23 protein-coding genes, 1 tRNA gene and 1 riboswitch are annotated in these 24,107 nt (G+C 74.8%); of the genes, 19 read left to right on the forward strand and 5 right to left on the reverse strand.

Going from position 1 to position 24,107, the window contains the following annotated elements; all coding sequences use genetic code 11:
* Positions 1 to 236 precede the first annotated feature (236 nt).
* The 7 genes from ACFVVX_RS03100 (at position 237) to ACFVVX_RS03130 (ending at position 8,250) form a co-directional block, all read left to right on the forward strand.
* The gene (locus tag ACFVVX_RS03100) at positions 237 to 1,847 is read left to right on the forward strand and encodes a TROVE domain-containing protein (RefSeq protein ID WP_387940772.1); all 1,611 of its coding nucleotides are present in this window, start codon (positions 237 to 239) and stop codon (positions 1,845 to 1,847) included.
* Positions 1,848 to 1,970: 123 nt separating this feature from the next.
* Entirely contained in the window at positions 1,971 to 3,206 is a 1,236-nt protein-coding gene (gene lhgO / locus ACFVVX_RS03105) for an L-2-hydroxyglutarate oxidase (RefSeq protein ID WP_387940774.1), read from the forward strand.
* A gap of 42 nt (positions 3,207 to 3,248) precedes the next feature.
* Complete coding sequence (trmB, locus tag ACFVVX_RS03110; RefSeq protein WP_387940776.1) at positions 3,249 to 4,079, forward strand: tRNA (guanosine(46)-N7)-methyltransferase TrmB; 831 nt, start codon at positions 3,249 to 3,251, stop codon at positions 4,077 to 4,079.
* A 116-nt stretch (positions 4,080 to 4,195) separates the two neighbouring features.
* Positions 4,196 to 5,581 carry a PrsW family glutamic-type intramembrane protease gene (locus ACFVVX_RS03115; protein WP_387940778.1) on the forward strand — a complete coding sequence of 462 codons (1,386 nt, stop codon included), beginning with the start codon at positions 4,196 to 4,198 and terminating at the stop codon, positions 5,579 to 5,581.
* Positions 5,582 to 5,689: 108 nt separating this feature from the next.
* Positions 5,690 to 5,763, forward strand: a tRNA-Met gene (locus tag ACFVVX_RS03120).
* Between the two features lie 191 nt (positions 5,764 to 5,954).
* Positions 5,955 to 6,719: a hypothetical protein gene (locus ACFVVX_RS03125; protein WP_387940780.1), complete on the forward strand. Its 765-nt coding sequence runs from the start codon at positions 5,955 to 5,957 to the stop codon at positions 6,717 to 6,719.
* Between the two features lie 421 nt (positions 6,720 to 7,140).
* Positions 7,141 to 8,250 carry a hypothetical protein gene (locus ACFVVX_RS03130; protein WP_387940782.1) on the forward strand — a complete coding sequence of 370 codons (1,110 nt, stop codon included), beginning with the start codon at positions 7,141 to 7,143 and terminating at the stop codon, positions 8,248 to 8,250.
* On the opposite strand, the gene ACFVVX_RS03135 is transcribed toward ACFVVX_RS03130, so the two are convergent.
* The 3 genes from ACFVVX_RS03135 to ACFVVX_RS03145 all read right to left on the reverse strand — a co-directional run bounded on the left by ACFVVX_RS03135 (position 8,247) and on the right by ACFVVX_RS03145 (position 10,565).
* On the reverse strand, positions 8,247 to 8,984 hold the full coding sequence (locus tag ACFVVX_RS03135; RefSeq protein WP_387940784.1) for a hypothetical protein: 738 nt from the start codon (positions 8,982 to 8,984) through the stop codon (positions 8,247 to 8,249). The two genes, ACFVVX_RS03130 and ACFVVX_RS03135, sit on opposite strands and share 4 nt — an antisense overlap.
* A gap of 67 nt (positions 8,985 to 9,051) precedes the next feature.
* Positions 9,052 to 9,876, reverse strand: coding sequence for a sensor domain-containing protein (locus tag ACFVVX_RS03140; protein ID WP_387940786.1), 825 nt, complete (start codon positions 9,874 to 9,876; stop codon positions 9,052 to 9,054).
* A gap of 110 nt (positions 9,877 to 9,986) precedes the next feature.
* Positions 9,987 to 10,565, reverse strand: coding sequence for a GNAT family N-acetyltransferase (locus tag ACFVVX_RS03145; protein ID WP_387940788.1), 579 nt, complete (start codon positions 10,563 to 10,565; stop codon positions 9,987 to 9,989).
* 42 nt (positions 10,566 to 10,607) lie between these two features.
* On the opposite strand from ACFVVX_RS03145, the gene ACFVVX_RS03150 reads away from it, so the two are divergent.
* Entirely contained in the window at positions 10,608 to 11,480 is an 873-nt protein-coding gene (locus tag ACFVVX_RS03150) for a hypothetical protein (RefSeq protein WP_387940790.1), read from the forward strand.
* A gap of 103 nt (positions 11,481 to 11,583) precedes the next feature.
* Here the strand turns inward: ACFVVX_RS03150 and ACFVVX_RS03155 are convergent, their stop codons facing one another.
* A complete protein-coding gene (locus ACFVVX_RS03155; RefSeq protein WP_387940792.1) occupies positions 11,584 to 12,444 on the reverse strand; it encodes a M23 family metallopeptidase in 861 nt (286 codons plus the stop codon).
* 12 nt (positions 12,445 to 12,456) lie between these two features.
* Positions 12,457 to 12,615, reverse strand: a riboswitch (cyclic di-AMP (ydaO/yuaA leader).
* Between the two features lie 245 nt (positions 12,616 to 12,860).
* Here ACFVVX_RS03155 and ACFVVX_RS03160 point away from each other — a divergent pair.
* From ACFVVX_RS03160 to ACFVVX_RS03210, 11 genes are all read left to right on the forward strand, one after another.
* The gene (locus tag ACFVVX_RS03160) at positions 12,861 to 13,151 is read left to right on the forward strand and encodes a YiaA/YiaB family inner membrane protein (RefSeq protein ID WP_387940794.1); all 291 of its coding nucleotides are present in this window, start codon (positions 12,861 to 12,863) and stop codon (positions 13,149 to 13,151) included.
* A 131-nt stretch (positions 13,152 to 13,282) separates the two neighbouring features.
* On the forward strand, positions 13,283 to 14,110 hold the full coding sequence (locus ACFVVX_RS03165; protein ID WP_387940796.1) for an alpha/beta fold hydrolase: 828 nt from the start codon (positions 13,283 to 13,285) through the stop codon (positions 14,108 to 14,110).
* Between the two features lie 76 nt (positions 14,111 to 14,186).
* Positions 14,187 to 14,756: a TetR/AcrR family transcriptional regulator gene (locus tag ACFVVX_RS03170; protein ID WP_387940798.1), complete on the forward strand. Its 570-nt coding sequence runs from the start codon at positions 14,187 to 14,189 to the stop codon at positions 14,754 to 14,756.
* Between the two features lie 338 nt (positions 14,757 to 15,094).
* Positions 15,095 to 17,398: a SpoIIE family protein phosphatase gene (locus ACFVVX_RS03175; RefSeq protein ID WP_387940800.1), complete on the forward strand. Its 2,304-nt coding sequence runs from the start codon at positions 15,095 to 15,097 to the stop codon at positions 17,396 to 17,398.
* A 170-nt stretch (positions 17,399 to 17,568) separates the two neighbouring features.
* Positions 17,569 to 18,903 (forward strand): sensor histidine kinase, encoded by a 1,335-nt coding sequence (locus ACFVVX_RS03180; protein ID WP_387941295.1) that lies wholly within the window; start codon positions 17,569 to 17,571, stop codon positions 18,901 to 18,903.
* Positions 18,887 to 19,300: a roadblock/LC7 domain-containing protein gene (locus ACFVVX_RS03185; RefSeq protein WP_387940802.1), complete on the forward strand. Its 414-nt coding sequence runs from the start codon at positions 18,887 to 18,889 to the stop codon at positions 19,298 to 19,300. Before ACFVVX_RS03180 ends, ACFVVX_RS03185 begins: the two co-directional genes overlap by 17 nt.
* On the forward strand, positions 19,297 to 19,644 hold the full coding sequence (locus ACFVVX_RS03190; RefSeq protein ID WP_387940804.1) for a DUF742 domain-containing protein: 348 nt from the start codon (positions 19,297 to 19,299) through the stop codon (positions 19,642 to 19,644). Before ACFVVX_RS03185 ends, ACFVVX_RS03190 begins: the two co-directional genes overlap by 4 nt.
* 91 nt (positions 19,645 to 19,735) lie before the next feature.
* On the forward strand, positions 19,736 to 20,281 hold the full coding sequence (locus ACFVVX_RS03195; RefSeq protein WP_387941297.1) for an ATP/GTP-binding protein: 546 nt from the start codon (positions 19,736 to 19,738) through the stop codon (positions 20,279 to 20,281).
* The gene (locus ACFVVX_RS03200) at positions 20,278 to 21,801 is read left to right on the forward strand and encodes a cytochrome P450 (protein WP_387940806.1); all 1,524 of its coding nucleotides are present in this window, start codon (positions 20,278 to 20,280) and stop codon (positions 21,799 to 21,801) included. The genes ACFVVX_RS03195 and ACFVVX_RS03200 overlap by 4 nt, the downstream gene beginning before the upstream one ends.
* Positions 21,765 to 22,871 carry a cytochrome P450 gene (locus tag ACFVVX_RS03205; RefSeq protein ID WP_387940808.1) on the forward strand — a complete coding sequence of 369 codons (1,107 nt, stop codon included), beginning with the start codon at positions 21,765 to 21,767 and terminating at the stop codon, positions 22,869 to 22,871. Before ACFVVX_RS03200 ends, ACFVVX_RS03205 begins: the two co-directional genes overlap by 37 nt.
* Before the next feature lie 76 nt (positions 22,872 to 22,947).
* A complete protein-coding gene (locus tag ACFVVX_RS03210; RefSeq protein ID WP_387940810.1) occupies positions 22,948 to 23,205 on the forward strand; it encodes a hypothetical protein in 258 nt (85 codons plus the stop codon).
* An 89-nt stretch (positions 23,206 to 23,294) separates the two neighbouring features.
* On the opposite strand, the gene ACFVVX_RS03215 is transcribed toward ACFVVX_RS03210, so the two are convergent.
* Positions 23,295 to 24,107: an isocitrate lyase/phosphoenolpyruvate mutase family protein gene (locus ACFVVX_RS03215; RefSeq protein ID WP_387940812.1), complete on the reverse strand. Its 813-nt coding sequence runs from the start codon at positions 24,105 to 24,107 to the stop codon at positions 23,295 to 23,297.

The raw sequence follows: 24,107 nt of genomic DNA on the forward strand, positions 1-24,107 counted from the left end.
CGTCGATCTCGGGAGGCAGAGCGCCGGAGTGCCCGGTGCGAAGGCGGGGGTTACTTCGGATCTTGCGGTTCCGGGTTCGAATCCCGGGCGTGCCGTGCGCGGCCGCTAGCTCAATTCGGACAGAGCACAAGGCATACACACCTCCGCCGATGCCGGCCGCCGGGCCGGCCCGATCTCGGGCACCCTTTTCTCGCCATGCCTCCCTCCGTTCCACCAGCCAGCAGGGGGGCTCCACCATGTCGCGTTTCAACATCCGTACGGCCAAGCCTGGTCCGAGCTCGCCCGTGACCACCACCGGCAAGCGCACGGTCAACCACAACGGCGGCACCGGTCACCTCCGGGACGCGAAGTCCGAGCTCTTCCTGCTGGCCGTCGCCAACCTCGTGGGGCAGGAGACCTTCTACGAGGCGGGCGGCGCCCGCGACGACCGCTACACCGCGCTGGTGCGCGAACTCGCCGTCGCCGACCCCGTGTGGACCCTCGGACTGCTGCGCTGGCTGCGCCACGGCGCGCAGTTGCGGACGGCCCCGCTGGTCGGCGCCGCCGAGTTCACCCGGGCCCGGCTGGACGCGGGGGCGCCCGGCTACTCCCGGCAGGTCGTCGACGCCGTGCTGCAGCGCGCCGACGAGCCCGGCGAACTGCTCGCCTACTGGACGTCGCGCTACGGCCGCGCGCTGCCGAAGCCGCTCAAGCGCGGCGTCGCGGACGCCGTGCGCCGGCTCTACAACGGCCGGTCCCTGCTCAAGTACGACACCACCGGCCGGGACTACCGCTTCGGCGACGTCCTGGAGTTGACCCACCCCGCGCCCGATCCGGCCAAGCCGTGGCAGGGCGCGCTGTTCGGCTACGCCCTGGACCGCCGGCACCGGCCGGACGAGGCCGTCCCGCCCGCCGCCGACCGGCTGCTGACCGCCAACCGCGAGCTGCTCGCGCTGCCGGTGGCCGAGCGCCGCGCGGCGGTGACGGCCGAGGGCGGCGCCGAGCGGCTGGCCGCCGCCGGCCTGACCTGGGAGGCGCTGGCCGGCTGGCTGCAGGGCCCGCTGGACGCGGCCGTCTGGGAGGCGGTCATCCCGTCGATGGGCTCGATGGCGCTGCTGCGCAACCTGCGCAACTTCGACCAGGCCGGGGTCTCGGACGAGGTCGCGGCCGATGTCGCCCGGCGGATCTCCGACCGGGGCGAGGTGCACCGCTCCCGCCAGTTCCCCTTCCGCTACCTCGCCGCGTACCGGCACGTGCCGTCGCTGCGCTGGGCGCAGGCGCTGGAGACGGCGCTCGGCCACTCGCTCGCCAACGTGCCCGCGCTGCCCGGCCGGACGCTGATCCTGGTGGACCGCTCGGGATCGATGTTCGACCACCCGAGCGAGCGGACCAAGCTCAACCGGGCCGACTCGGCGGCGATCTTCGGCACCGCGCTGAAGGTCCGGGCCGCCGAGGCGGACCTGGTCGAGTTCGGCAGCACCAGCCGGGTCGTCGAGGTGGGCCGCGGCGAGGCCGTGCTACGGGTGCTGGACCGCTTCGGCGACCTCGGCGGCACCGCCACCGGCAAGGCCGTGCAGGCCCACTACCGGGGCCACGACCGGGTGGTCATCGTCACCGACGAGCAGACCGGCCCGGCCGGCCGGGGCGGCGGCCCGCTCGCCGCCGTGCCCGCCGCCGTCCCCGTCTACACCTGGAACCTGGCCGGCTACGCGCCCGGCCACGCCCCGAGCGGCTCGGCCGGCCGACACACCTTCGGCGGTCTGAGCGACGCCGCGTTCCGGCTGATCCCCCTGCTGGAGAGCGGCCGGGACGCGCACTGGATCTGGGAGCAGCAGGGCGGCGCCCCGGCGCCGTCCGGCCGGTCCTGACGGACCGGCGCGCGGCTTCCGGGCCCCGGGCCTCCCGGCCCCCGGGAGGCCCCCTCGACCGGCACCGTCCGCCGTGGCAGCATCGGCGGCGTGGCGGTGCCGGGCGGACCAGGGGAGCGAGCGGTGGCGTACGACTTCGACGTGCTGGTGGTGGGTGGCGGGATCGTCGGGCTCTCCACGGCGTACGCGCTGACCAGGGCCCGGCCGGGGCTGCGGCTGGCGGTGCTGGAGAAGGAGGCCGGCTTCGCCGCCCACCAGACCGGCCGCAACAGCGGGGTCATCCACAGCGGCGTCTACTACCGGCCGGGCTCGCTCAAGGCCGCGTACGCCGTCGCGGGCGCCGCCGAGATGGTCGGCTTCTGCCGCGCCCACGACCTCCCGTACGAGGTGACCGGCAAGCTGATCGTGGCCACCGACCGCGCCGAGCTGCCCCGGCTGCGGGCGCTCGCCGAGCGCGGCCGGGAGAACGGCATCCCGGTCGCCGAGCTGGACCCGAAGGGCATCGCCGACCACGAGCCGCAGGTCACCGGCATCGCCGGCCTGCACATCGGCTCCACCGGCATCTGCGACTTCCCCGCCGTCGCCGCCGCCTACGCCCGGCTCGCCCGGGAGGCCGGCGCGGAGCTGCGGCCCGGTACCGAGCTGCGGGCGGTCGACCGCCGGGCGGACGGGGTGACGGTGCAGACCTCGGCCGGCGAGCTGCGCTGCCAGGTGCTGGTGAACTGCGCGGGTCTGCACAGCGACCGGATCGCCCGGCTGGCCGGCGACGACCCCGGGGTGCGGATCGTGCCGTTCCGCGGCGAGTACTACGAACTCGCCAAGGAGCGCCGGGAGCTGGTGCGCGGCCTGGTCTACCCGGTGCCCGACCCGGCCTTCCCCTTCCTCGGCGTCCACCTCACCCGGGGCATCCACGGCGATGTGCACGTCGGCCCCAACGCGGTGCCGGCGCTGGCCCGCGAGGGCTACGACTGGCGGACCGTCCGCCCGCGCGAGCTGGCCGGGACGATCGCCTTCCCCGGGACCTGGCGGATCGCCCGCCGGCACTGGCGGTACGAGCTCGGCGAGCTGCACCGCTCGCTGTCCAAGCGGGCCTTCACCACCGCCGTGCAGCGGCTGCTGCCGGTGGTCACCGCCGCGGACCTCGTCCCGGCCACCGCCGGGGTGCGGGCCCAGGCGGTCGCCCGGGACGGCACGCTGCTGGACGACTTCGCCTTCGCCGGCTTCGACCCGGACGCGCCGCGCTCCACCCGCCGGCTGGTCCACGTGCTGAACGCGCCCTCCCCGGCGGCGACCGCCTCGCTGCCGATCGGGCGGGAGGTGGCCCGGCGCGCACTGGCCGCGCTGGAGGCCGGCGGCTGAGGGACGGGGTGCGGGAACGCGGCCCCGTAGACTCGGTTGATTGTGACTGCCACTGCCCCGATCCCCCAGCCCTCGCCCTCCGCCCGGCTCTCCGCCGCGCCGGCCGGGTACCCCGCGCCGATGTACCCGCACCGGGCCACCGAGGCCCAGCACAGCGAGCGGCGCATCCGCAGCTTCCAACCGCGCCGGGGCCGGATGACCAACGCCCAGGCGGGCGCGCTGGACCGCGGCTGGGAGCGGTACGGCATAGCGATCGACGGCAGCCCGCTCGACCTGGGCGCGCTCTTCGAGGGCCTCCCGGTGACCCTGGAGATCGGCTTCGGGATGGGCGAGACCACCGCCGCGATGGCCGCCGCCGACCCGGCCATGGGCATCCTGGCCGCCGACGTCCACACCCCCGGCCACGGCAACCTGCTCGGCATGCTGGAGCGCGACGGCTCCCGCAACGTCCGGCCGGCCGCCGGCGACGCCGTGATCCTGCTGCGCGACATGCTCTCCGACGCCTCGCTGGCCGGTCTGCGGGTCTACTTCGCGGACCCGTGGCCCAAGCCCAAGCACCACAAGCGCCGGCTGGTCCAGCCCTCCTTCCTGGAGCTGGTGCTGCCCCGGCTGGCGCCCGGCGCCCTGGTGCACTGCGCCACCGACTGGGAGCCGTACGCCGAGCAGATGCTGGAGGTGCTCTCCGCCTGTCCCGAACTGGAGAACCTGCACCCGGAGGGTGACGGCACCGGTTGGCTGGAGCCGGCGGACCACCCGGACGGCAGCATCCCCGGGTACGCGCCCCGGCCCGGGTGGCGCCCGGTCACCAAGTTCGAGCGGGCCGGCATCGCCAAGGGGCACGTGGTCCACGACCTGCTGTTCCGTCGCCGCTGAGCCCGCTCCGGGTGTTCGATCCGGCGGCCGCGCGGTGAGCGGCGGGCCCGGGGCGGGTGGGACGGATCGTCCCGATACCTCCCGACGGGCCCGTGTCGTGGCCTACCCTGTGCCGGGTGAGCAGCCCGTCCGGCGGCGGGTACCGCGCCGCCGTGGCCGCCGACGACCAGGAGATGCCCACGCGCACCGCCGGCACCCGGCCGATTCCGGGGCCCCGGAGGCGCCGGGCGCACCGGCTCGTGCCCTGGCCCGCCGTCGCGGCGCCGGGGCTGCCCTCCGCACCGGGCCTCGCCTCCACGCCGGGCCTGCCCGCCGTGCCGGCGACCGTCGCGCTCGGGCCGACCGGGCCGGCCGGAGCCCCCGCACTCCCGTGGCTGCGGCTGCCGTGGCCGCTGCGGCCGGCGCGCCCACCGCGCTCGGTGGCGCTCTCCTCGGTCACCGCCACCGCCGTGCTGGCCCTGGCGGGCTGCGGGGTGCTGATCCTCCACCTGGTGCGCCGCCAGACCGGCACCACCGGGCTGCTGGTCGGCCTCGGCCTGGCGATGATCCCGCTGCCCTTCGTGCTCGGCGGTCTGGCCTGGCTCAACCAGACCGCCCGGGTGCCGCTGCGGCACACCGTGTTCTGCCTCGGCTGGGGCGCCTTCGCCGCGACCACCGCGGCGATCCTGGCCAACGGCTGGACCAGCACCTACCTGACCGCCCACCAGGGCAGCCTCGGCGAGATGCTGGGCGCCGACATCGTCACCCCGGTGATCGAGGAGAGCGCCAAGGGCGCCGCCCTGCTGGTCCTGCTGCTGCCGCTCGGCCAGCGGCTGCGGTGTCACGGCCACCGCACCGACCGCCCCTGTGCGGCCGTCCTGCGCCGGCTGCCCGGCCCCCGCCGCCCGCACCCGCGCGCGTACGCCCGCCGGCTCGCCACCCTGCCCGCCCGCCGCGGGCCGGGGCCGCGCCCGTACCTGCGCCCGCTGCCGTACCTGCGCCCCTACCCGCCGACCCACGCCCACCCGCGCGCCCGCTCCCGGCCGCGCACCCTGGCCGCCGGGGTCGTCCTCGGTGGGATCACCGCCTGCGGCTTCGCCTTCACCGAGAACGCCCTCTACCTGGGCCGGGCCTTCACCGACGACCAGCAGCAGCGGCTGGACAGCATCGGCCTCGGCGAGTCGCCCAGCCTGCGGGACTTCGACGGCACCGTGCAGACCTTCGTCCTGCGCGGGCTGCTCTCGCCCTTCGCCCACCCGCTGTTCACCGCGCTGACCGGGCTGGGCCTGGCCCTCACCCTCACCACCGGCCGCCGCTGGCTGGCCCGGCTGGCCGCGCCGGGCGGGCTGCTGCTGGCGATGGCCCTGCACGGCACCTGGAACGCCGCCGCGGACCTCGGCACCCACGGCTTCCTGCTGGTGTACGGGGTGCTGATGGTGCCCTGCTTCGCCGCCCTGGTCTGCTTCGCCGCCTGGGCCAGGACCCGGACCGCACGGCGCGTGACACCCCGTTCGAGGCCCTGAGACCGGACCGTTCGATCCCGAACCGCATCCGGCGGGGAGTCCGGAGCGGGGGCGGTGCAGAACCGATTTCCCATCCTGGCGACTTCCCCGTATTGTTGTGTTTACCGACGCGGGGTGGAGCAGCTCGGTAGCTCGCTGGGCTCATAACCCAGAGGTCGCAGGTTCAAATCCTGTCCCCGCTACTCAGTAGCACAGAAGGCCCGGAGGATTCGTCCTCCGGGCCTTCTGCGTGCCCGAACGCGGTCAGGGCACGGTCGTGGCACGAAGCTGTAACAGGGGCGAGATTCAAGATCAGGTAAATCGCGCATAAACCATACTCGGGAGAAAGTCACCCACACGGGTGTGTTCAGCCGCACCGAGTTAGGAAGCTCCCATGCTCTCGAAGCGCCTTGCCAGTACCGCCGCGATCTGTCTGCTGCTGGCAGCGGGCACGGCCGCCTGCGGAGGCGACAAGGACACGGCCGCCGCCGGGCCGAAGCTCGACACCGACAAGCTGAGCGCCCAGGAGATCGAGAAGCAGGCCAAGGACGCGCTGGCCGGCGCGAGCTCCGTCAAGATCGCCGGCAGCATCGCCGACGAGGACGGCAAGACCTCCATCGACCTGTCGCTCGACACCAAGGGCCAGTGCACCGGCTCGATGGGCATGCCCGGCATGGGCTCGTTCGAGATCATCAGCGACGGCAAGGCCTCCTACCTGAAGCCGGACAAGGAGTTCTGGAAGAGCTTCGGCGGTCCGAAGGGCGAGCAGGTCGCCGAGCTGTTCAAGGGGCGCTACCTGACCGGCTTCGAGGGCGACCCGCAGATGAAGAGCCTGACCACGGTCTGCAACCTCGCCGAGCTCTCCAAGAAGATCACCGAGGACGACGGCACCAAGAGCAAGGCCGAGAAGGGCTCGGCGGGCACCGTCAACGGCGCCAAGACCTTCAGCCTCAAGGTCACCAACAGCGACGGCGAGCAGTCGACCATCCACGTCGCCACCGAGGGCAAGTTCTACCCGGTGCGGATCGAGAAGACCACCGGCAAGGACGGCGGCCAGATCGACTTCACCGAGTACGACAAGCCGGTCACCATCAAGGTCCCGGCCGCCGACAGCGTCATCGACTTCGCCAAGTTCAAGCAGCAGCTCCAGACCGCCTGAGCCGCCCGGACCGGCCGGATCGGCAGCCGCGAATAATCCGTTGCCCTCCTTCGAGTGGGGTGCCTACAGTGGCCGCACACTGAAAGGAGGTGATCCTGAGTTGAGTTCCATCAGGATGTGTGAGGTGGCTGCTCGCTAGAGCCGCCCCTGCCTGCGTAGGGCGAGGTCCTAGGCCTCCGGCAGGCGAAATCCCAGCAGTCACCCGGCCCGTGTGCTCACCGGAACATCCCCGGTGCCTCGGCGCCCCGGCCCCGCACAGGGCCCCGGCGCGAGGAAGCAGCACACGGGCCGTCTGCGTTCCATCCGCCCTCCGCCGCCTCCGCCCGCCGTCGCGCGCGCGTTCCCGTCCTCGTACTGCGGCGCTAGAGTCGGCTCGCGCTCCGGCTCCGGAGCGGAGCGGGACCGGCACAGGGGGTATGTGATGGCGGGGACGCGGCGGGGCGGGGCTGCGGCGGTGCGCACGGCGCAGCGCACCGCGGCGGGCACGCTGCTCGGAGTGGGGGTGCTCGGGCTGCTGCTCTTCGCGCTGGGGCGCCCGCACGCCTGGCAGGCGCTCGGCGGCGGCCTGGTGGTGGCCGGGGCCTCGGCGGTGCTGGGCGGCGCGCTGGGCTTCCTCTTCGGGGTACCGCGGGTGCGCGGTACGGCCGGCGGCGAGCCGCCGCAGGGCTCGTACGTGCCGAACACCAATCTGGAGCAGGTCTCGGACTGGCTGACCAAGGTGCTGCTGGGCGTCGGGCTGACCCAGCTCGGCTCGCTCGGCGAGCGGCTGCACCAGCTCGGCTCCGCGCTGGCCCCGGCGCTGGGCGGCGGGGAGGGGGCGGTGCCGTTCGCGGCGGCGCTGGTCCTGTACTTCCTGGTGCTCGGCTTCCTGGCCGGCTGGCTGGTGACCCGGCTGGCGCTGCCGCGGGTGCTCTCGGACGCCGATCAGGCCCTGGACCTCTTCCTCGCCGGGCAGGACCGCGACCGCCGGGGCGACAAGGTGGGCGCCGACGACCTGCGGGTGCGGGCGATGCAGCACCTGGGCCTGCTGGGCGGCAGCGCGGACCGCGCCGACGACCTGGACCGGCAGCTGCCGCCGAGTGCGGCCACCGGGCCGGCGAGCGTGGTGGCCGAGGTCCGGTCGACGGCCCGGCGCTCGGCGCTGACGGCGGACCAGGTGCGGGAGCTGTTCGAGGACGGCTCCCAGGGGCGGCGGATCCAGGCGCTGGCCCTGATGCAGGGCGATCCGGCGCTGGCCGACCTGTCGAGCGTGCTGGACGCGATCGAGCACCCGCGCTCCGGGTTCGAGCAGTACCACGCGCTGCTGGCGGCCCGCGGCCTGCTGTCCCGGCTGCCGGCCGCCGAGGCCCAGCGGCTGCGGGACGCGGTGGCCGCCCGGCTGGTGGCGCCGGACGGCATCCCGTACGGCTCGGACCGCAGCTGGCTGGCGGAGAAGATACTGTCCCGGCTGGAGGCCACCGTCTTCCTCCCGCAGCAGCCCGGCCCGGCCGCCGCCCCGGCGGAGCCGCAGCAGGCGCCGGAGCGTTCCTAGAAACCGGGCCCGCCGCGCAGTGCGGCCCGGCGGCGGTGGTCGGCCGTCCGCAGGACGAGGACCCGGCGGGTCCCGCCGTCCTCCGGGCGCGGGAAGGTGTGGATCTCGCTGGCGATCCGGCGCTCGCCGAGGGCGTGGCGGACGGCGTCCAGGTGCGGGCAGCGGCGGCTGGCGCCGTCGTGCAGGGGGTGGACGCGCACCTCGCCGTCCGCGGCGGTGACCCGGACGAGTTCGGCCAGCGCGGCCACCTGCTGGGCGGGCCCGAACAGTTCGGGGTAGGCGAAGACCAGGTACCCGCTGAGGGTGAGCGCGAAGGTGCCGTCGGCGAACGGCAGCCGCGGCAGGGCGCCGGCCACGTACTGCTGGGGGTGGGCGGCGCAGTCGGCGGTGAACAGCCGGCGGGCCCGGTCCCAGCTGCGCAGGTAGCGCTCGTACGGGCGGTGGCGCGGCGCCGGGTAAAGCTCGGGGCGGGTGTCCATCGCGGCGGCCATCGCGGCCCGGGCGGCCAGCGCGCGGGCGGCGAGCTCAGGGGCGGGCCAGGCGTACGCCGGGTCGGTGGCGATGACGCGGCAGCCCAGTTCGCGTGCCTCGGCGGCGAGTCCGGCGGCGCCGCCGGGGCAGTCGAGCAGGGGGCCTGGCAGGGCGGCCAGCCGGGCGCGGGTGAGTCCGAAGAGCCCGCAGTACTCGTCCAGCGGTCGGGAGGTGACCAGCACCCGAGCGGTGATGTCGGCCATTGCGTCATCCGAACACGCCCCGGCCCCGCCCGCATCCGCAGCGGGCGGGGCCGGGGCCGGGTGGACCTCAGCGGCCGAGCAGGCCCTGGACGGCGAGGCGGTTGACGTTGGTCAGACCGCGCACCAGGGCGGGGGTGAGGAAGACGAACAGCAGGCCGAGCAGCGAGACCCCGGCGATCTGCGCGGGCGACTCGATGAAGTACCTGTGCTGCACGCCCTCGCTGTCGTAGAAGTCGAACAGCTGGAGGCCGGGCCACTCGGTGAAGGTCGGGTACACCCAGTGGTAGAGCGGGTAGAGCGTCAGCACCCAGCCGACCAGCAGGAACACCAGGGACACCACGAAGCTGAAGACCGCCCAGGGGAACATCACCAGCTGGTACAGCGCCGCCTTCCACCCGGCGGCGTCCCCGATGCGCGCGGTGACGGCGCCCCAGGCACCGGGCCGGACGACCCGGACGGGCCGCGGGCCGGGCACGTCCAGGGCCAGCATGCCGCGCGCCCGCGACCGCTCCAGCCGGCCGAAGCCGCGGGCGGACGCCGTCAGGCCCGCCAGCACCGGCAGGCCGAGGACGGTGACGAAGGTGCCGAGACCGAGGGCGAACAGCGTGATGCCGAGGGAGAAGCCGGCGACCGCGACCGGCAGCCCGGTGAGCGCGTAGCCGATCTCCCGGTAGGTGTAGGAGGAGAACGGGGCCCTCCAGAAGTACGGCGGCTCCTCGGTGCGGCGGACCCGGGCGGGGCCCTGCTCCCGGTCCGTGGCGTACGGGTCGGCGGCGTACGGGTCGGCGGCGTACGGCTCAGAGGTGTACGGGTCCGCGCCGTACGGGTCGGCGTGGGAGGCGTCGGTGTCGTGGCGGTCGAACCCGCTGCGCTGCGTGCTGTGGCTGCTCATGGCCGGCCTCGGTCCTCGGGTCTGTCGTGACGGCTTTCCTGCTGACCCCTGAAGCCTGTCAAAAGCCGCTCCCGCCGGACATCCGGCTCCCCGCCGAACCGTGGGTGGGGTTAACCCCCCGCCCCGGCCCACTCCTCGGACAGCAGGGAGTACTGGAAGGAGTCGTACCAGGTGCCGCGCAGGTACAGGTCGTGCCGGATCCGGCCCTCCAGCTGGAAGCCGGCCCGGCTGAGCACCCGGATGGAGGGGGCGTTGTCCACGTCGACCCGGGCGGCCAGCCGGTGCAGGGCCAGGGCGTCGAAGGCGAAGCCGCAGAGCAGCCCGGTGATCTCGCCCGCGTAGCCGTTGCCCCAGGCGTCCCGGCGCAGCGCGTAGCCCAGGAAGGCGGAGCGGTGGTCGCCGAGGGTGAGGGCGGCCATGCCGATCGGGAGGGCCTCGTCGTCGCCGTCCCCGCCCTCGGCCGCGGCCGGGGTGACGGCGAGGCGGTAGACCGTCCGCTCGTCCTTGAGCGCCTCCTCCAGGTACTGCGCGATCTGGTCGGCGCAGCTCTCCCGGTCCCGGGGTTCGAAGGGGAGGTAGCGGGTGGTCTCCGGGTCGCCGAAGACCGCGTGCAGGGCGTCGGTGTCGCCCGGGGTGTGGTGGAACTCGCGGATGGCCAGCCGGGGGCCGGTGAGTCGTACGGGGACCATGTCTGCCGACCCTACCCGCGCTTACCGGTTACCGTACGTGACATGGAAGAAGAAGACCTGCGGCTCGCCCCGCGCACCAAGGCCGCCGAGCTGCTCGCCTGGGCGGGGGCGGAAGGCCGCGACCCGGTGGGCGGGGCGCCGCTGCGGACGGTGCTGGCGTTGCTGGAGCTGGGCGAGGGCAGGATGCGCGACGGCTGGCCGGAGCTGACCTCGGACGCGGTGGAACAACTGCTGGTCGAGCGGCTGTACCTGTACGTCCAGCCCGAGCCGGAGCAGGACCCGTTGGCGTACGGCCAGGCGGTCCGGCTGCTGGTCGACCACCAGCGGGCGGCGAAGCGGCTGAACGCCAAGCGGCAGGAGCGGCTGCACGCCGAGGCCGAGTGGCAGGGCGAGGTGGCGACCGGTCTGCTGCGCCGGGCCGACCTGGTGACCTGGCCGCGGCTGTACGCGCTGCTGCTGCACGCCGCCGGGGTGGACGTGGCGGACGAGGCGGCGGTGCGGGCCTGGCTGGAGGCGTTCCGGGAGCTGGCGCCGCAGGAGCGGTCGGCCGCGTACGCCGCGCTGGCCGAGGCCGGGTGGCTGGACGAGCTGGACGACGAGGGCTGGGGCGAGGCCCGGGTGCTGACGGTCGGGATGGCCACCGACGGCGCCCGGCGGCTGCTGGAGCAGGGCCTGATGCGGCGCAGCTACCGCAACCTGGCGGCGCTGAACGCGCTGGGCCGCCCGATGCCGGACGAGCTCGCCGGGGACTTCGGCGCGTTCGAGGAGGCCGCGGTCGAGGTGGCGCTGGACCTGCTGGGCGAGTGGACGGTGCCGGGGCTGGCCCGGCTGCTGGTGGCGGACTTCCCGGAGCTGGCGCCGGAGCCGGGGCAGGAGGAGATCGACGCCTATCTGGCGCGGCTGCCCCAGGAGTAGCGCGAGGCGCCCCGGTCCGCGGTGGACCGGGGCGCCTCGACCCGACGGGCTGTCGGCCCCGGTGTCAGGGCCTGCTGTCAGGGCCTGACATCGGGGCGTGCGGTCAGGGAGTGATGCCGCGCTGCTCGAACCAGGTCTCCGGGTCGACCGGGGCGCCGCCACCGGGGCGGACCTCCAGGTGCAGGTGCGGACCGGTCACGTTGCCGGTGGCGCCGACCTTGCCGATCTGCTGGTTGGGGACGACCTTGCCGGAGCCCTTGATGATCGAGGAGAGGTGGCAGTACCAGATCTCGGTGCCGTCGGGCAGCGTCTCGACGATCCGGTAGCCGTACGAGCCGGACCAGCCGGCCGAGGTGATGGTGCCCTGGCCGACCGCGTACACCGGGGTGCCGGTGTCGGCGGCGAAGTCCAGGCCGGTGTGCAGGTGGGCCCAGTAGGAGGCGCTCTGGCCGTAGTGGGCGGAGAGGTTGTAGTCGCGCACCGGCAGGTTGATGGCGGCGAGCTTGGCCTTCTCGGCGGCCTCGGCGGCCCGCTTGGCCTCCACCTGCTGGGCGGCGCGCTTGGCCTCCGCCTCCTTGGCGGCCTGCAGGCGGGCGGTCTCGTCGGCGGCGGTGCGCTGGCTGTCGGCCTGCTGCTGGATGCGGGCGGCGAGCGCGAGGCCGGGGTCCGCGGAGAGGGCGACCGGGGCCTCGTCCGGGGTCTCGATGGCGGGCGCTGCGGCCGGGGTGGCGGAGGCGAAGCCGGTGGCCCCGAGGGTGGCGGCGACGGCGGTGACGCCGAGCAGCGGCGCGGTCCCGCGGGTCTGGCGCGGCATCCGGTGCCGGTTGGTCTCGACGGGCTGCGGGGCATGCTCGTCGGCCGGGCCGCCGTAGCCGCCGCCGTGGGCGGGCGGCCAGGGGTGGTCGAGCAGTTGGGTGCCCGAGCCGGAGCCGGGCAGGTGTGCCGGAGAGTGCGTCGACGCCACGGAGGCGCGCTCCTTTCCTTCCTTCGCGCCTACCGGGTTAGCTGACGGGTTCGGAGCAGGAAGGTCTCCTACGGCCGGGCCTGGGCCTGGCCGATTCACCCCAAGGAACATGGTTCCCCGGCTCCCTGACCTGCCCGGAGGCGGGTCGTCGGGATTAGGCGACGGCGCACGGTGCCGTCTGGGTACGGCGTTGCCGACCGCGCTGCGTTATCAAACGTTAATCCTAGGAGCCTCTGATTCCAAGCCATCCGGATGGCACGAATCGAGACCGCCCGGGCAGTACGTGACCTGATGGGCGATTTGTGAGGCTTGAGCGCAACTGACACTACCGAACGTGATGGGGCGTCAACGAACGGACCCCCGGTTGAGTACTTCTACTCATGTGCGGCCGCCCCGGGCGCCGCCATCCTGGCGCCATGAACGCACCCGTGCAGTCGCGCACCACGTCCGCGTACTACATCCAGGCCGTCCTGTCCTTCGCCCTGTCCGGCGTCGCCCTCGCGATCGGGATCGCCTACCTCCCGGTCGACGCCTGGACGCGGGCCTTCCTCGGACTGGGGCTGCTCTACACCGTCACGTCCTCGTTCACCCTGGCCAAGGTGATCCGGGACCGGCAGGAGACCAACGAGATCGTCACCCGGGTGGACCAGGCCCGGCTGGAGAAGCTGCTCAGCGAGCACGACCCGTTCAAGGTGGAGGGGGTCTGAGCCGCCGCGGCGTCCGGCACGTCCGAGAGGACTTCGGGTCGACAGCTTGACGGCTAAGGCTATTAGCCTTAGCTTTATGGCTATCGGCAGAACCCGCCGATGACGCGCACGGCGGACCGAGGAGGCCCACGATGACCGGCTCCACCACCCCCACCACGCAGTTCCTCGACGTTCCCGGCGGCCGGCTGGCCTACGACGACACCGTGCAGGGCGACGGCGCCCCCGTCGTCCTGCTGCCCGGGATGCTCGACAGCCGGGCCGCGTACCGGCACCTGCGCCCGCTGCTGGCCGCCGCCGGCCGCCGGGTGATCACCATGGACCTGCGCGGCTTCGGCGAGTCCTCGATCGCCTGGGACGACTACTCGCCCGCCGCGATCGCCACCGACGTCCTCGCCCTGCTCGACCACCTGGGCATCGAGCGCGCCGTCCTGGCCGGCAACTCGTACACCGGCGCCACCGTGGTCAAGGTCGCCGGGGACGCCCCCGGGCGGGTCGCCGGGATCGTCCTGCTGGACGCCTTCGTCGAGAACCTGCCGCCGAACGCCCTGCAGCGTGCCGCCTTCGGCGTGATGGGCGCACTGCTGGTGCACTCGCCCGCCTTCTGGGGGCTCTACCAGCGCAGGATGGCGTACCCGGGCGCCAAGCCGGCCGACTTCGACGCCTACGTCGACGGGCTGGTCTCCGCACTGCGCACCCCGGGCCGCAAGGCCGCCACCCGCGGCTACGTGCACGGGGACTCCGCGCCGACCGGCTGGAGCGCGGCCGTGCACTGCCCGGCACTGGTCGTGATGGGCAGCAAGGACCCCGACTTCCCCAAGCCGGAGCTGGTCGCCAACCGGCAGGCCGCGGCGCTGCACGCCCGCAAGGTGATGATCGAGGGTGCCGGGCACTACCCGATGGCCGACCAGCCGCAGGCCACCGCCGACGCGCTGCTGCCCTTCCTCGCCGAACTGGTCTGAGCAGCCCCCGCCCGCGCCCGCGCACCTGCCGCGCACGCCCCCGCCGAGCCCACTTCCCCCCGTACGGAGACCGCGCATGCCCCGAGTCGGACTGACCCCCGAGCAGGTCGTCGACCACGCCCTCGCCCTGATCGACGAGCTGGGCCCCGAGGCCCTCACCCTGGCCGCCGTGGCCGGCCGGGCCGGCGTGGCCACCCCCTCGCTGTACAAGCACGTCAGCGGCGGCCTCGCCGAGCTGCGCCGGCTGATCGCCGTCCGGGTCACCCAGGAGCTGGCCGACCGCCTCGCCGAGGCCGCCCTCGGCCGGGGCGGGGACGACGCCGTCGCCGCCGTCCTGCGCGCCTACCACGGGTACGCCACCGAGCATCCGCACCGCTACTCCGCGCTGCCGCAGGCCCCGCAGCCGGACGACGAGCTGACCCGGGCGGCCGCGCGGCTGGTCGGGGTGATCGTGGCGGTGCTGCGCGAGTACGGCCTGGGCGGCTCCGAGGCGATCCACGCCGCGCGCACCGTCCGCTCGCTCGCGCACGGCTTCGCCTCGCTGTCCATCGGCGGCGCCTTCCAGCTCTCCGAGGACCTGTCCACGACCCAGGACCGGCTGATCACCGTCCTCACCAGCGGCCTCCGCAACTGGCCCCGGCCCTGACCCGCCCGGCCTCCGCAGCCGGCCCCGGCCCCGACCCGCCCGGCCTCCGACGGAACCTGTGGTGTGTTTCGAACTGGAAATCGGTACCAATCGGGCGGGGCGGGTTAGATTGGCCCGGCTGACAGGTGGTCACGACCCGCGACGGCCCGCCGGCCCGAGGTGGAGGTCGACGTGCCCGAACCGAGCCCGGGGCCGCGCCGACCGCGCCGGGCTCTGCCCGGCGGGGCCCCCGGGCGCCGGAGCGGAGTCACCATTCACCGACATAAGAAATAAGGTATTAAGAATTAAGGACCCGCTAGGACACCCACCCCCTCGGAGCGGAAAGGCCGGGTATCCCGATGGACCTGACCTCGCCGTGGCTCCCCCCCTCCGAGGACGAGAGCCGGACCCCGCGGAGCAGCCCCACCGCGCGCACGGCGATGCGCTGCGTGCGCTTATTGCTCGGGTGCACCACCGCCGCCGAACTCCTCGGCACCGTCCTCGCCGAGGGTCCGGGCTGGATCACCGGCGAGGGCTCCGCGTTCTACCTGCTGGACTCCGCCGGAATGCTCCGGCTCGCCGCCTCCCACGGCCTGCCCGACTGGGCCCATGAGCGCTACGGCGTCGTCGACCCGGCGAGCGACCTCCCCGCCGCGATGGCGCTGCGACTGCGCCGCCCCTACCTGCTCAGCCCCGAGCGCACCAGCGTCGACTACCCCAACCGCAACACCGGGATGGGCACCGGCATGGTCGCCATCATCACCCTGCCGATGATCGTCGACGAGCAGCCGCTCGGCGTGCTCGCCCTCGCCCTGGCCCACCGGGGCACCGTGCCGCGCCGCGACCTGGACGTCCTGGAGACCCTCGGCGACGCCTGCGCGCACCGGCTCGCCCACCTGCTCGACCACGCCGGCGCGGAGCCGGGCACGAACCGCGGGGTCCGGGTCGGCGAGCCGGACGCCGACCGGGCCGCCGGGCTCGCCCACCCGATGCTCTCGCTCGCCGTCCGCTCCGCCGGGCACGGCGCCTTCGAGCGGGACCTCGTCACCGGCGAGACCTACTGGGACGCCCAGGCCTACCGGGTGGTCGGCCGGCCGGCACCGGAGGGCGGGCCCGGCGCCGCGCCCGAGCTGGACCGGCTCGTCCACCCCGAGGACCTGCCCGACGTCCAGGCCGCCCTGGCCGAGGCGCTCGCCACCGGCGGCCCCTACCGGCTGCTCTACCGGGTGCCGCGCCGGGGCGGTGGGGTGATCCGGATCGAGGAGACCGGCGAGGTGATGCTCGACGTGCACGGCCGGCCGGTCCGGATCGCCGGGCTGCTCGCCGACCTGGACCGGGTCCCCGCCCCCGAGGAGCACCAGCCCGCCGCCGAACCGGGCGGCGCCGGCGCCGCCGGGGCCCGCTCGGCGCTGCTGCTGGCCCTGACCCGCTCGCTGTCCCGGGCGGTCACCGTCCGGGACGTCACCACGGCCGTCACCGACGTCGCCCGGCCCGCGCTCGGCGCCGCCAGCATCGTGCTCGACCTGGTGGACGAGGGCCGGCTGCTGCCCGTCTCGCACACCGTCTACGGCGGCCCGCGCCGCACCGAGCTGACCAGGCTGGCCGACCTCTCCGAGGGGGTCATGCAGCACGCGCTGACCCGCTCGACCCCGCTGTTCAGCGAGCCCCGGCCGGGCTCCGGGCGCGGCGGCGGGACCGGGCACGGCGGGACCGGGTACGGCGGCGGGACCGGGCCGCTCACCCCGGCCGCCTGGGCCGTCCTGCCGCTGGTCGCCTCCGGCCGGCAGGTCGGGTCCTGCCTGATCACCTTCGCCACCGAGCGGGCCTTCAGCCGCGAGGACCGCACCCTGTACTCGGCCTTCGCCGGCATCCTCGCGCAGTCGCTGGAGCGCGCCCGGCTCTACGACACGCACCACCACCGGGCCACCGAGCTGCAGCGCGCGATGCTGCCGCGCACCCTGCCCCGGCTGCCCGGGATCGCCAGCGCCGCCCGCTACCTGCCCAGCACCGAGGGCATGCAGATCGGCGGCGACTGGTACGACCTGCTGCGGCTGCCGGACGGCCGGGTCGGCCTGGTGATCGGCGACGTCCAGGGGCACAACGCCGAGGCCACCGCGGTGATGGGCCAGCTGCGCAGCGGTCTGCGGGCCTACGCCACGGACGGCCACGACCCGGCCGCCACCCTGGCCCGGACCAGCCGGCTGCTCTCCGAGCTGGACACCGAGCTCTTCGCGACCTGCCTGTACCTGACCCTCGACCCCGCCGACGGGACCCTGCGGGCCGCCCGTGCCGGGCACCCGGCGCCGGTGCGGATCGCCGACGCCAAGGCGGTCGAGCTGGAGCTGCCGGGCGGTCCGCCGCTCGGGGTGGACCCGGGGGTGCCGTACCAGCTGGCGGTCGGGCACCTGGCGCCGGGCGAGACGCTGCTCGTCTACACCGACGGGCTGGTCGAGGACCGCGAGGAGGACTACGACGAGTCGGTGCAGCGGATGCTCGGCGGCCTGGAGCTGTGGGCCCGCCAGACCGGTCCGGTCCGGGTCGGCGCGGTGTCGGCGCTGGAGCGGCTCGCCGACCTGCTCACCCTCAACGTGACCGAGCGCCGCTCGCGCCCGGACGATGTCGCACTGCTGTTGCTGCACCGGATGTCAGCAGAGCAACACTAGGACTCCCTTGGGTCATTCGGCCCACCGGCACCGGCCTTTCGGCCTGGGCCGATCGACCTGAAGGACGTCTGGTTGACGCCGTATTGACGGGATATTGACGAGATCCGGTCACTTGGCGGGATCCGTTCACACCTTCGTAGGATCATCACCCTAGAATTCGCGGCGTGACGATGACTCAGTGGTGCGCAACGGCAACCGGCGTACTCGCCGCCCTCGCCCTGGTGGCCGCCGCCCGCTACCGCGCGGTCGCCGCCACCCAGCGCCACCGGGTCGACCGGCAGCAGCGCGAGCTCGCCCGCCTGCAGGAGCAGCTCAGCACCGAGGTGAACCGGCGCGGCACCGAGATGGCCGCCGTCCAGCAGGAGCAGGAGCTCAACGCCTCCACCCAGCGGGCCTTCCTCAGCGTGGCCCGCCGGATCCTCGTCATGGCACACGACCAGCAGGCCCTGCTGGACGAGATGGAGCGCACCCACGACGACCCGGCGCTGCTGGAGGGCCTACTCAAGGCCGACCACGCCGCCGCGCAACAGGCCCGTCTCGCCCAGACCCTGGCCGTGCTCTGCGGCGCCCGGGCCGGCCGGCACTGGCCCGAGCCCGTCCCGCTGGAGGACGTGGTGCGCGGTGCCCAGTCCCGCATCCTGCCCTTCCAGCGGGTGGTGGTCCGCAGCCGGATCGAGACCGCCGTGGTCGGCGCCGCGGCCGAGGCGCTGATCCACGCCGTGGCCGAACTGCTGGACAACGCCACCCGCTACTCCCCGCCCAGCACCCAGGTGTTCGTCACCCTGATGCCCGTCCACAACGGCGTCGTCGTCGAGATCGACGACGGCGGGGTCGGCATGCCCGAGCAGGCCGTCGCCAAGGCGGCCTCCGCGCTGGCGGGCGGCACCGCGCTGGAGGTCTCCCGCCTCGGCGAGGTACCGCAGTTGGGCCTCGCGGCGGTCGGCCGGCTCGCCGAGCAGTACGGGTTCCGGGTCACCCTCAGCTCCGCGCCCTCCCCGTACGGCGGGGTCCGGGTCGTGGTGCTGCTGCCGAACGCGCTGCTCACCGAGCCGCTCCCGCCGACCGTCCCGGGCCTCGGCCTGGGCCACGACGACCGGGCGTTCACGGCCGGCCCCCGCCGGACCGCACCGCCGCAGTTCCCGGCCGCCCCCGCGACCGGGTACCCGCCGGAGGCCGAGTACCCCCCGGCCGCCGGGCACCCGCTCCTGGAGGTCCCGCCGACCGGCGGCTCCCCCGCGGCCGACCCCACCGCACCGCCGCCGCTGCCCCGTCGGAGCCATCGGCGCGACCGCGCCGCCCGCCCCGCCCGGGGAACCGCCGCCACGCCCCCGCCCGCCCCGCCGTACCGATCGGCCCCGCAGGCGCAGGCGTTCATGGCGATGTTCCAGGCCGGCACCGCCAGCGGCCGATCGGCCGCCCGGGCCCAGGCCCACGCCGACCCGTCCTTCCCCGCTTCCCCCCAGCTTCCCCAGCGCTCCGGAGAGTTCCATGACCACCACCCCTGACCTCGGCTGGCTGCTCGCCGACATCGTCTCCGTCCCCGAGGTCCAGCACGCCGTCGTGGTGTCCAACGACGGCCTGGAGATCGGCCGCACCCCGGTCATCGCGCGCGAGGACGCCGAGCGGCTCGCCGCCGCCTGCTCCGGCCTGCAGTCGCTGGCCCGCGGCGTCGCCCAGGGCTTCGGCGGCCGCAGCAGCGCCACCCGCCAGATCATCATCGAGTACGGCGGCGGCTACCTCTTCATCGTCGCCGCCGGGGCCGGCGCGCACCTGGCCGTGGTGACCGGCGAGGCCGTCGACGCCGGCCTGGTCGCCTACCAGATGCAGGTCCTGGTCGAGCGGATCGGCGCCCACCTCACCAGCCCGCCGCGGGTCGATCACGCGGCGGGGGGCCAGCGGTGAGCGGGCCGGTCCGGCCCTATGTGATCACCGGCGGCCGCAGCCGCCCCACCCGGGCCGCGCTCGCCGTCGAGAGCCTCGTCAGCGCGTTACCCGACCGGCCCGAACTGCCCGAGGACGCCCTGCTCAACCGCGAGCACCAGCGCATCCTCGACCTCTGCCGCAGCCTGCTGTCGATCGCGGAGGTCGCCGCCCACCTCGGACTGCCGCTCGGCGTCGTCAAGGTGCTGGTCGGCGACCTCTGGGACCTCGGCGCCGTCCAGGTGCTCCCGCCCGTACCGCAGGCCGAACGCCTGCCCGCAACCCTCCTGGAAGAGGTGCTCGTTGGCCTCCGCCAACTCCGCTGAAGCGCAGTCCGCCGAAGCGCAGTCCGCCGGCCGGCCCGCCGAGGGCCGACCCGCCGAGCCGCAGTACCTTCCCCCGTCCGTCCAGGGCGCGGTGAAGATCCTGGTCACCGGGCCGTTCGGGGTCGGCAAGACCACCCTGGTCGGGTCGCTCAGCGAGATCACCCCGCTGCGCACCGAGGAGACCATGACCGCCGCCAGCAGCGGCGTCGACGACCTCACCGGGCGCAGCGCCAAGACCACCACCACGGTCGCCCTGGACTTCGGCCGGATCACGCTCAACCCGCGGCTCGCCCTGTACCTGTTCGGCACCCCCGGCCAGCAGCGGTTCCGACCGCTCTGGGACGACCTGTCGCAGGGGGCGCTCGGCGCCATCGCCATGGTTGACCTGCGCCGCCCGGACGAGAGCTTCGACGTGCTCGGCCGGCTGGAGGAGCAGCGGATCCCCTTCGCGGTGGCCGTCAACACCTTCCCGGACACGCCGAGTTACCCCGAGGAGGAGCTGCGCTCCGCCCTCGACCTGCTGCCCGAGGTGCCGATCCTGTTCTGCGACGCCCGGGACCGCCGGGCCGCGTACGACCTGCTGATCGACTTCGTCGGCCACCTGCACTCGACCGCCGTACTGGAGCTCCAGCGATGACCACTCCCGAGCCCGGTACCGCCCTTCCGTACGGCGCCGCCCAGCCCGGCGGGGCCCCCCACCACGCCGGGCCGCCGCCGGGCTGCCCGGCGCACGTCGCACCGCCCGGCCCCGGCCCGTACACGCCGCTGTACGGCGCGGCCGTCGCCGAGGACCCGCACGGCCTGTACGCCCGGCTGCGCGCCCAGTACGGCTCCGTCGCCCCGATCGAGCTGGAGCCCGGGGTCGAGGCCTGGCTGGTGGTCGGCTACCCCGAACTGCTCGAACTCACCCGCAACGAGGCGCTGTTCTCCAAGGACTCGCGGCGCTGGAAGGTGCCCAAGGAGGGCCGGCTGGCCGCCGACTCCCGGCTGCTGCCGATGACCTCCTGGCGGCCCACCCTGCTCAACCTGGACGGCGCCGAGCACCAGCGGCTGCGCGCCGCCGTCGCCGACACCCTCGCCCAGATCGACCACCGCCAGCTGCGCGAGACCACCGAGGCCGCCGCCGACGCCCTGATCGACAGCTGGGGCCCGGACGGCACCGCCGACCTGATCGCCCAGTACGCCCGCCGGCTGCCGCTGCTGGTCTTCACCCAGCTGCTCGGCCTGCCCGCCGAGGCCGGCCCCCGGCTGATCGAGCTGATCAGCCACTTCGTGGACAGCAGCGAGAAGTCGGTCCGGGCCAACGCGGAGTTCCAGGCCATCCTGGTCGACCTCGTCCGGCGCCGCCGCGGCGCCCCGAGCGCCGACCTCACCTCCTGGCTGCTCGCCCACCCGGCCGCGCTGACCGACGAGGAGGCCGTGCACCACCTGGTGGTGATGATGGTCGCGGGCAACGAGACCACCATCAACTGGACCGGGAACACCCTGCGGCTGCTGCTCACCGACCGCCGCTTCCGGGCCACCCTCACCGGCGGCCGGCTCACCGTCGCCGACGCGCTGGAGGAGGTGCTCTGGCGCGACCCGCCGACGCAGAACTTCCCCGGCCGGTGGGCCACCGGCGACACCGTCCTCGGCGGCCAGTACATCAGCGAGGGCGACATGCTGGTGCTCGGCCTGGCCGCGGCCAACGCCGACCCGGCCGCCCAGGGCAGCGCCCTGCCGGGCCACGGCACCCTCCCCGGCCACGGGACCCTCGGCGGCAACCGGGCCCACCTGGCCTGGGGCGCGGGCCGGCACGTCTGCCCGGCCCAGCACCCGGCCCGGATCATCGTCGAGACCGCCGTCGAGACCCTGCTGCACCGCCTGCCGGACCTCCAACTCGCCGTCCCGCCGGGCGAACTGGCCTGGCGGCCGTCGCCCTGGTCGCGGGCCCTGGTCAGCCTGCCGGTGCTCTACAGCGCCTTCACCCCGCCCCGCCCGCCCGCCACCGAGAGGCCTTCATGGACATCTCCGCAGCCGACCTCGACCGGTCCGGCCTCCAGCCCATCCGACTCGACCCCTTCGGGCGCGACCAGCACGGAGAGAACGCCCGACTCCGAGCGGCCGGGCCGGCGGTCCTGGTGGAACTCCCTGGCGGGGTGGTGGTCTGGGCGATAACCCACCACGACACCCTCCAGGAGCTGCTCGCCGACCCGCGCGTCGGCAAGAACCCGCAGCTGTGGAGCACCTTCACCGAGGGCCGGCTGCCCCAGGGCTGGCCGCTGCTGAACTTCGTCACCGTGCCGGGCATGGTGACGGCCGACGGCGACCACCACCGGCGGCTGCGCGGGCTGGTCACCCAGGCGTTCACCCCGCGCCGGATCGCCGAGCTGCAGCCGGCCGTCGAGGCCCGGACGGTGGCCCTGCTCGACCGGGTCGCCGAGCTGGAGGGCGAGTTCGACCTGCGCGAGCACTTCGCCTACCCGCTGCCGATGCAGGTCATCGGCGAGCTGCTCGGCCTGCCGGAGAAGCAGCAGGACGAGCTGCACGAGCTGTCGAACACCCTGGTCTCCAGCTCCGCCACCCCCGAGGCCGCCGTCGCCGCCCAGCAGGGCCTGCACGCGCTGCTCGCCTCGGTCGTGGCCGGCAAGCGCGCCGAGCCGGGTGACGACCTCACCACCGACCTGATCGCCGCCCGGGAGTCGGAGGACCGGCTCAGCGAGCAGGAGCTGGTCGGCACGCTGCTGCTGATGCTGGTCGCCGGGCACGAGACCACGCTGAACCTGATCACCAACGCCGTCCGCGCCCTGCTCGCCCACCCCGAGCAGCTGCGGCTGGTGCTGGACGGCGGGCAGCCGTGGTCCGCGGTGGTCGAGGAGACGCTGCGGTACGACTCGCCGGTCGGCCAGTTCCCGCTGCGCTACGCGATCGAGGACATCCCGGTCGGGGACGTCGTCATCCCGCGCGGCGAGGCGCTGATCGCCTCCTACGCGGCCGCCGGGCGGGACTCCGGGCACCACCCGGACGCCGACCGCTTCGACATCACCCGCCGGCCGAACCGGCACCTCTCGCTCGGCCACGGACCGCACTTCTGCCTCGGCTCGGGCCTGGCCCGGCTGGAGGCGGAGACGGCGCTGCGGTTCCTGTTCGAGCGCTTCCCCGGGCTGGCCCTGGCCGAGGGGGCGGCGAGCGAGCCGATCGGGTCGTTCATCAGCAACAGCGTGCAGACGCTGCGGGTCACCCGCTGAGCTCCGGACGACCGGCGGGGCACACTCGCCGCGCCCGGTGAGGTGACCTCAGGGCGGCCGGGTCGTTTGGCGTTTCATGAAGAAACTCGCGACCCTGGCCGCCCTCACCATGGCGGGCCTCGCCCTGGCCACCCCGGCGGCCTCCGCCGCCTCCTCCACCGCGACCTCGCCGGACGCCCTCGACGGCCTCTCCAGCGGGCTCACCCTCTCCCCCGCCGACCTCGTGATCCACGAGGCGGGCAAGCTCCCGGTGACCGGCCACCTGGCGCAGGAGGTGGAGGCGATCGGCACCAACCAGATGACCCACCCGGGGCTCAGCGGGCAGATCGGCTAGCGCCCGCGGGCCCGGGTGCGGGCCCGGCGGCGGGCCGGTCCGGGTGCGCCCCCCGGGCACCCGGACCACCCGGCCCGCCACCTCCCGGCTCACCCCTCGGCGAGGGCGTTCAACTCCTGGTAGGTGAGCCCGCCGTCCAGCGCGGTGTACGTGCCGGTGCCGTAGACCTCCTCGGCGGCGCGGCGCACGGCCGCGTACGCCGCCTTGGCCAGGCCCGGGCCCAGGCTGACCCGGGCCACGCCGAGCCCGGCCAGCTCCGGGACGGTCGGCGAGCCGGGACCGGCCAGCACGTTCAGCGGCGCCGGGACGGCCGCGACCAGGGCGGCGATCGTCTCCGGGTCGCCGACACCGGGGACGAACACGCCGTCCGCACCCGCCGCGACGTAGCGGCGCAGTCGGCTGACGGCCTCGTCGAAGCGGCTCTCGGGGGCGCCGATCCCCCGGAGGAAGACGTCCGTCCGGCCGTTGACGAAGAGGTCGATGCCGGCCTTGTCCGCCGCCGCGCGCGCCGCCGCGATCCGCTCGGCCGCCTCGGCGGCGGGCCGGTCGCCGTCCTCCAGGTTGACGCCGACGGCGCCGGTGGCGAGCAGCGCCGTGATCGTCTCGCCGACCTCGGCGGCGCTCGCGCCGAACCCGCTCTCCAGGTCCGCGGTGACCGGCAGCCCGACCGAGCGCACGATCAGCGCCGTGCGGGCGAGCACCTCCTCGCGGTCCGCGGCGTCCCCGTCGGCGCTGCCGAGCGACCAGGAGATGCTGGCACTCGCGGTCGCGATGGCCGTGGCCCCGGCGGCGGCGACCAGGCGGGCCCCGGCCGCGTCCCAGACGTTGGCGAGCACCAGCGGCTCGCCCGGGCGGTGCAGGGACCGCAGGTGCCCGGCCTTCTCCTGCTGGGTGAGCGTCAT

The organism is Kitasatospora sp. NPDC058170, from assembly GCF_042883905.1.
Taxonomy (GTDB): Bacteria; Actinomycetota; Actinomycetes; order Streptomycetales; family Streptomycetaceae; genus Kitasatospora.

Bases quoted from the DNA above. Each gene is read 5' to 3' on its own strand.
- ACFVVX_RS03100 (WP_387940772.1), top strand. From the start codon at position 237: ATGTCGCGTTTCAACATCCGTACGGCCAAGCCTGGTCCGAGCTCGCCC.
- ACFVVX_RS03125 (WP_387940780.1), top strand. From the start codon at position 5,955: ATGCTCTCGAAGCGCCTTGCCAGTACCGCCGCGATCTGTCTGCTGCTG.
- ACFVVX_RS03130 (WP_387940782.1), top strand. From the start codon at position 7,141: ATGGCGGGGACGCGGCGGGGCGGGGCTGCGGCGGTGCGCACGGCGCAG.
- ACFVVX_RS03135 (WP_387940784.1), bottom strand. From the start codon at position 8,984: ATGGCCGACATCACCGCTCGGGTGCTGGTCACCTCCCGACCGCTGGAC.
- ACFVVX_RS03140 (WP_387940786.1), bottom strand. From the start codon at position 9,876: ATGAGCAGCCACAGCACGCAGCGCAGCGGGTTCGACCGCCACGACACC.
- ACFVVX_RS03145 (WP_387940788.1), bottom strand. From the start codon at position 10,565: ATGGTCCCCGTACGACTCACCGGCCCCCGGCTGGCCATCCGCGAGTTC.
- ACFVVX_RS03150 (WP_387940790.1), top strand. From the start codon at position 10,608: ATGGAAGAAGAAGACCTGCGGCTCGCCCCGCGCACCAAGGCCGCCGAG.
- ACFVVX_RS03160 (WP_387940794.1), top strand. From the start codon at position 12,861: ATGAACGCACCCGTGCAGTCGCGCACCACGTCCGCGTACTACATCCAG.
- ACFVVX_RS03165 (WP_387940796.1), top strand. From the start codon at position 13,283: ATGACCGGCTCCACCACCCCCACCACGCAGTTCCTCGACGTTCCCGGC.
- ACFVVX_RS03170 (WP_387940798.1), top strand. From the start codon at position 14,187: ATGCCCCGAGTCGGACTGACCCCCGAGCAGGTCGTCGACCACGCCCTC.
- ACFVVX_RS03175 (WP_387940800.1), top strand. From the start codon at position 15,095: ATGGACCTGACCTCGCCGTGGCTCCCCCCCTCCGAGGACGAGAGCCGG.
- ACFVVX_RS03180 (WP_387941295.1), top strand. From the start codon at position 17,569: ATGACTCAGTGGTGCGCAACGGCAACCGGCGTACTCGCCGCCCTCGCC.
- ACFVVX_RS03185 (WP_387940802.1), top strand. From the start codon at position 18,887: ATGACCACCACCCCTGACCTCGGCTGGCTGCTCGCCGACATCGTCTCC.
- ACFVVX_RS03200 (WP_387940806.1), top strand. From the start codon at position 20,278: ATGACCACTCCCGAGCCCGGTACCGCCCTTCCGTACGGCGCCGCCCAG.
- ACFVVX_RS03210 (WP_387940810.1), top strand. From the start codon at position 22,948: ATGAAGAAACTCGCGACCCTGGCCGCCCTCACCATGGCGGGCCTCGCC.
- ACFVVX_RS03215 (WP_387940812.1), bottom strand. From the start codon at position 24,107: ATGACGCTCACCCAGCAGGAGAAGGCCGGGCACCTGCGGTCCCTGCAC.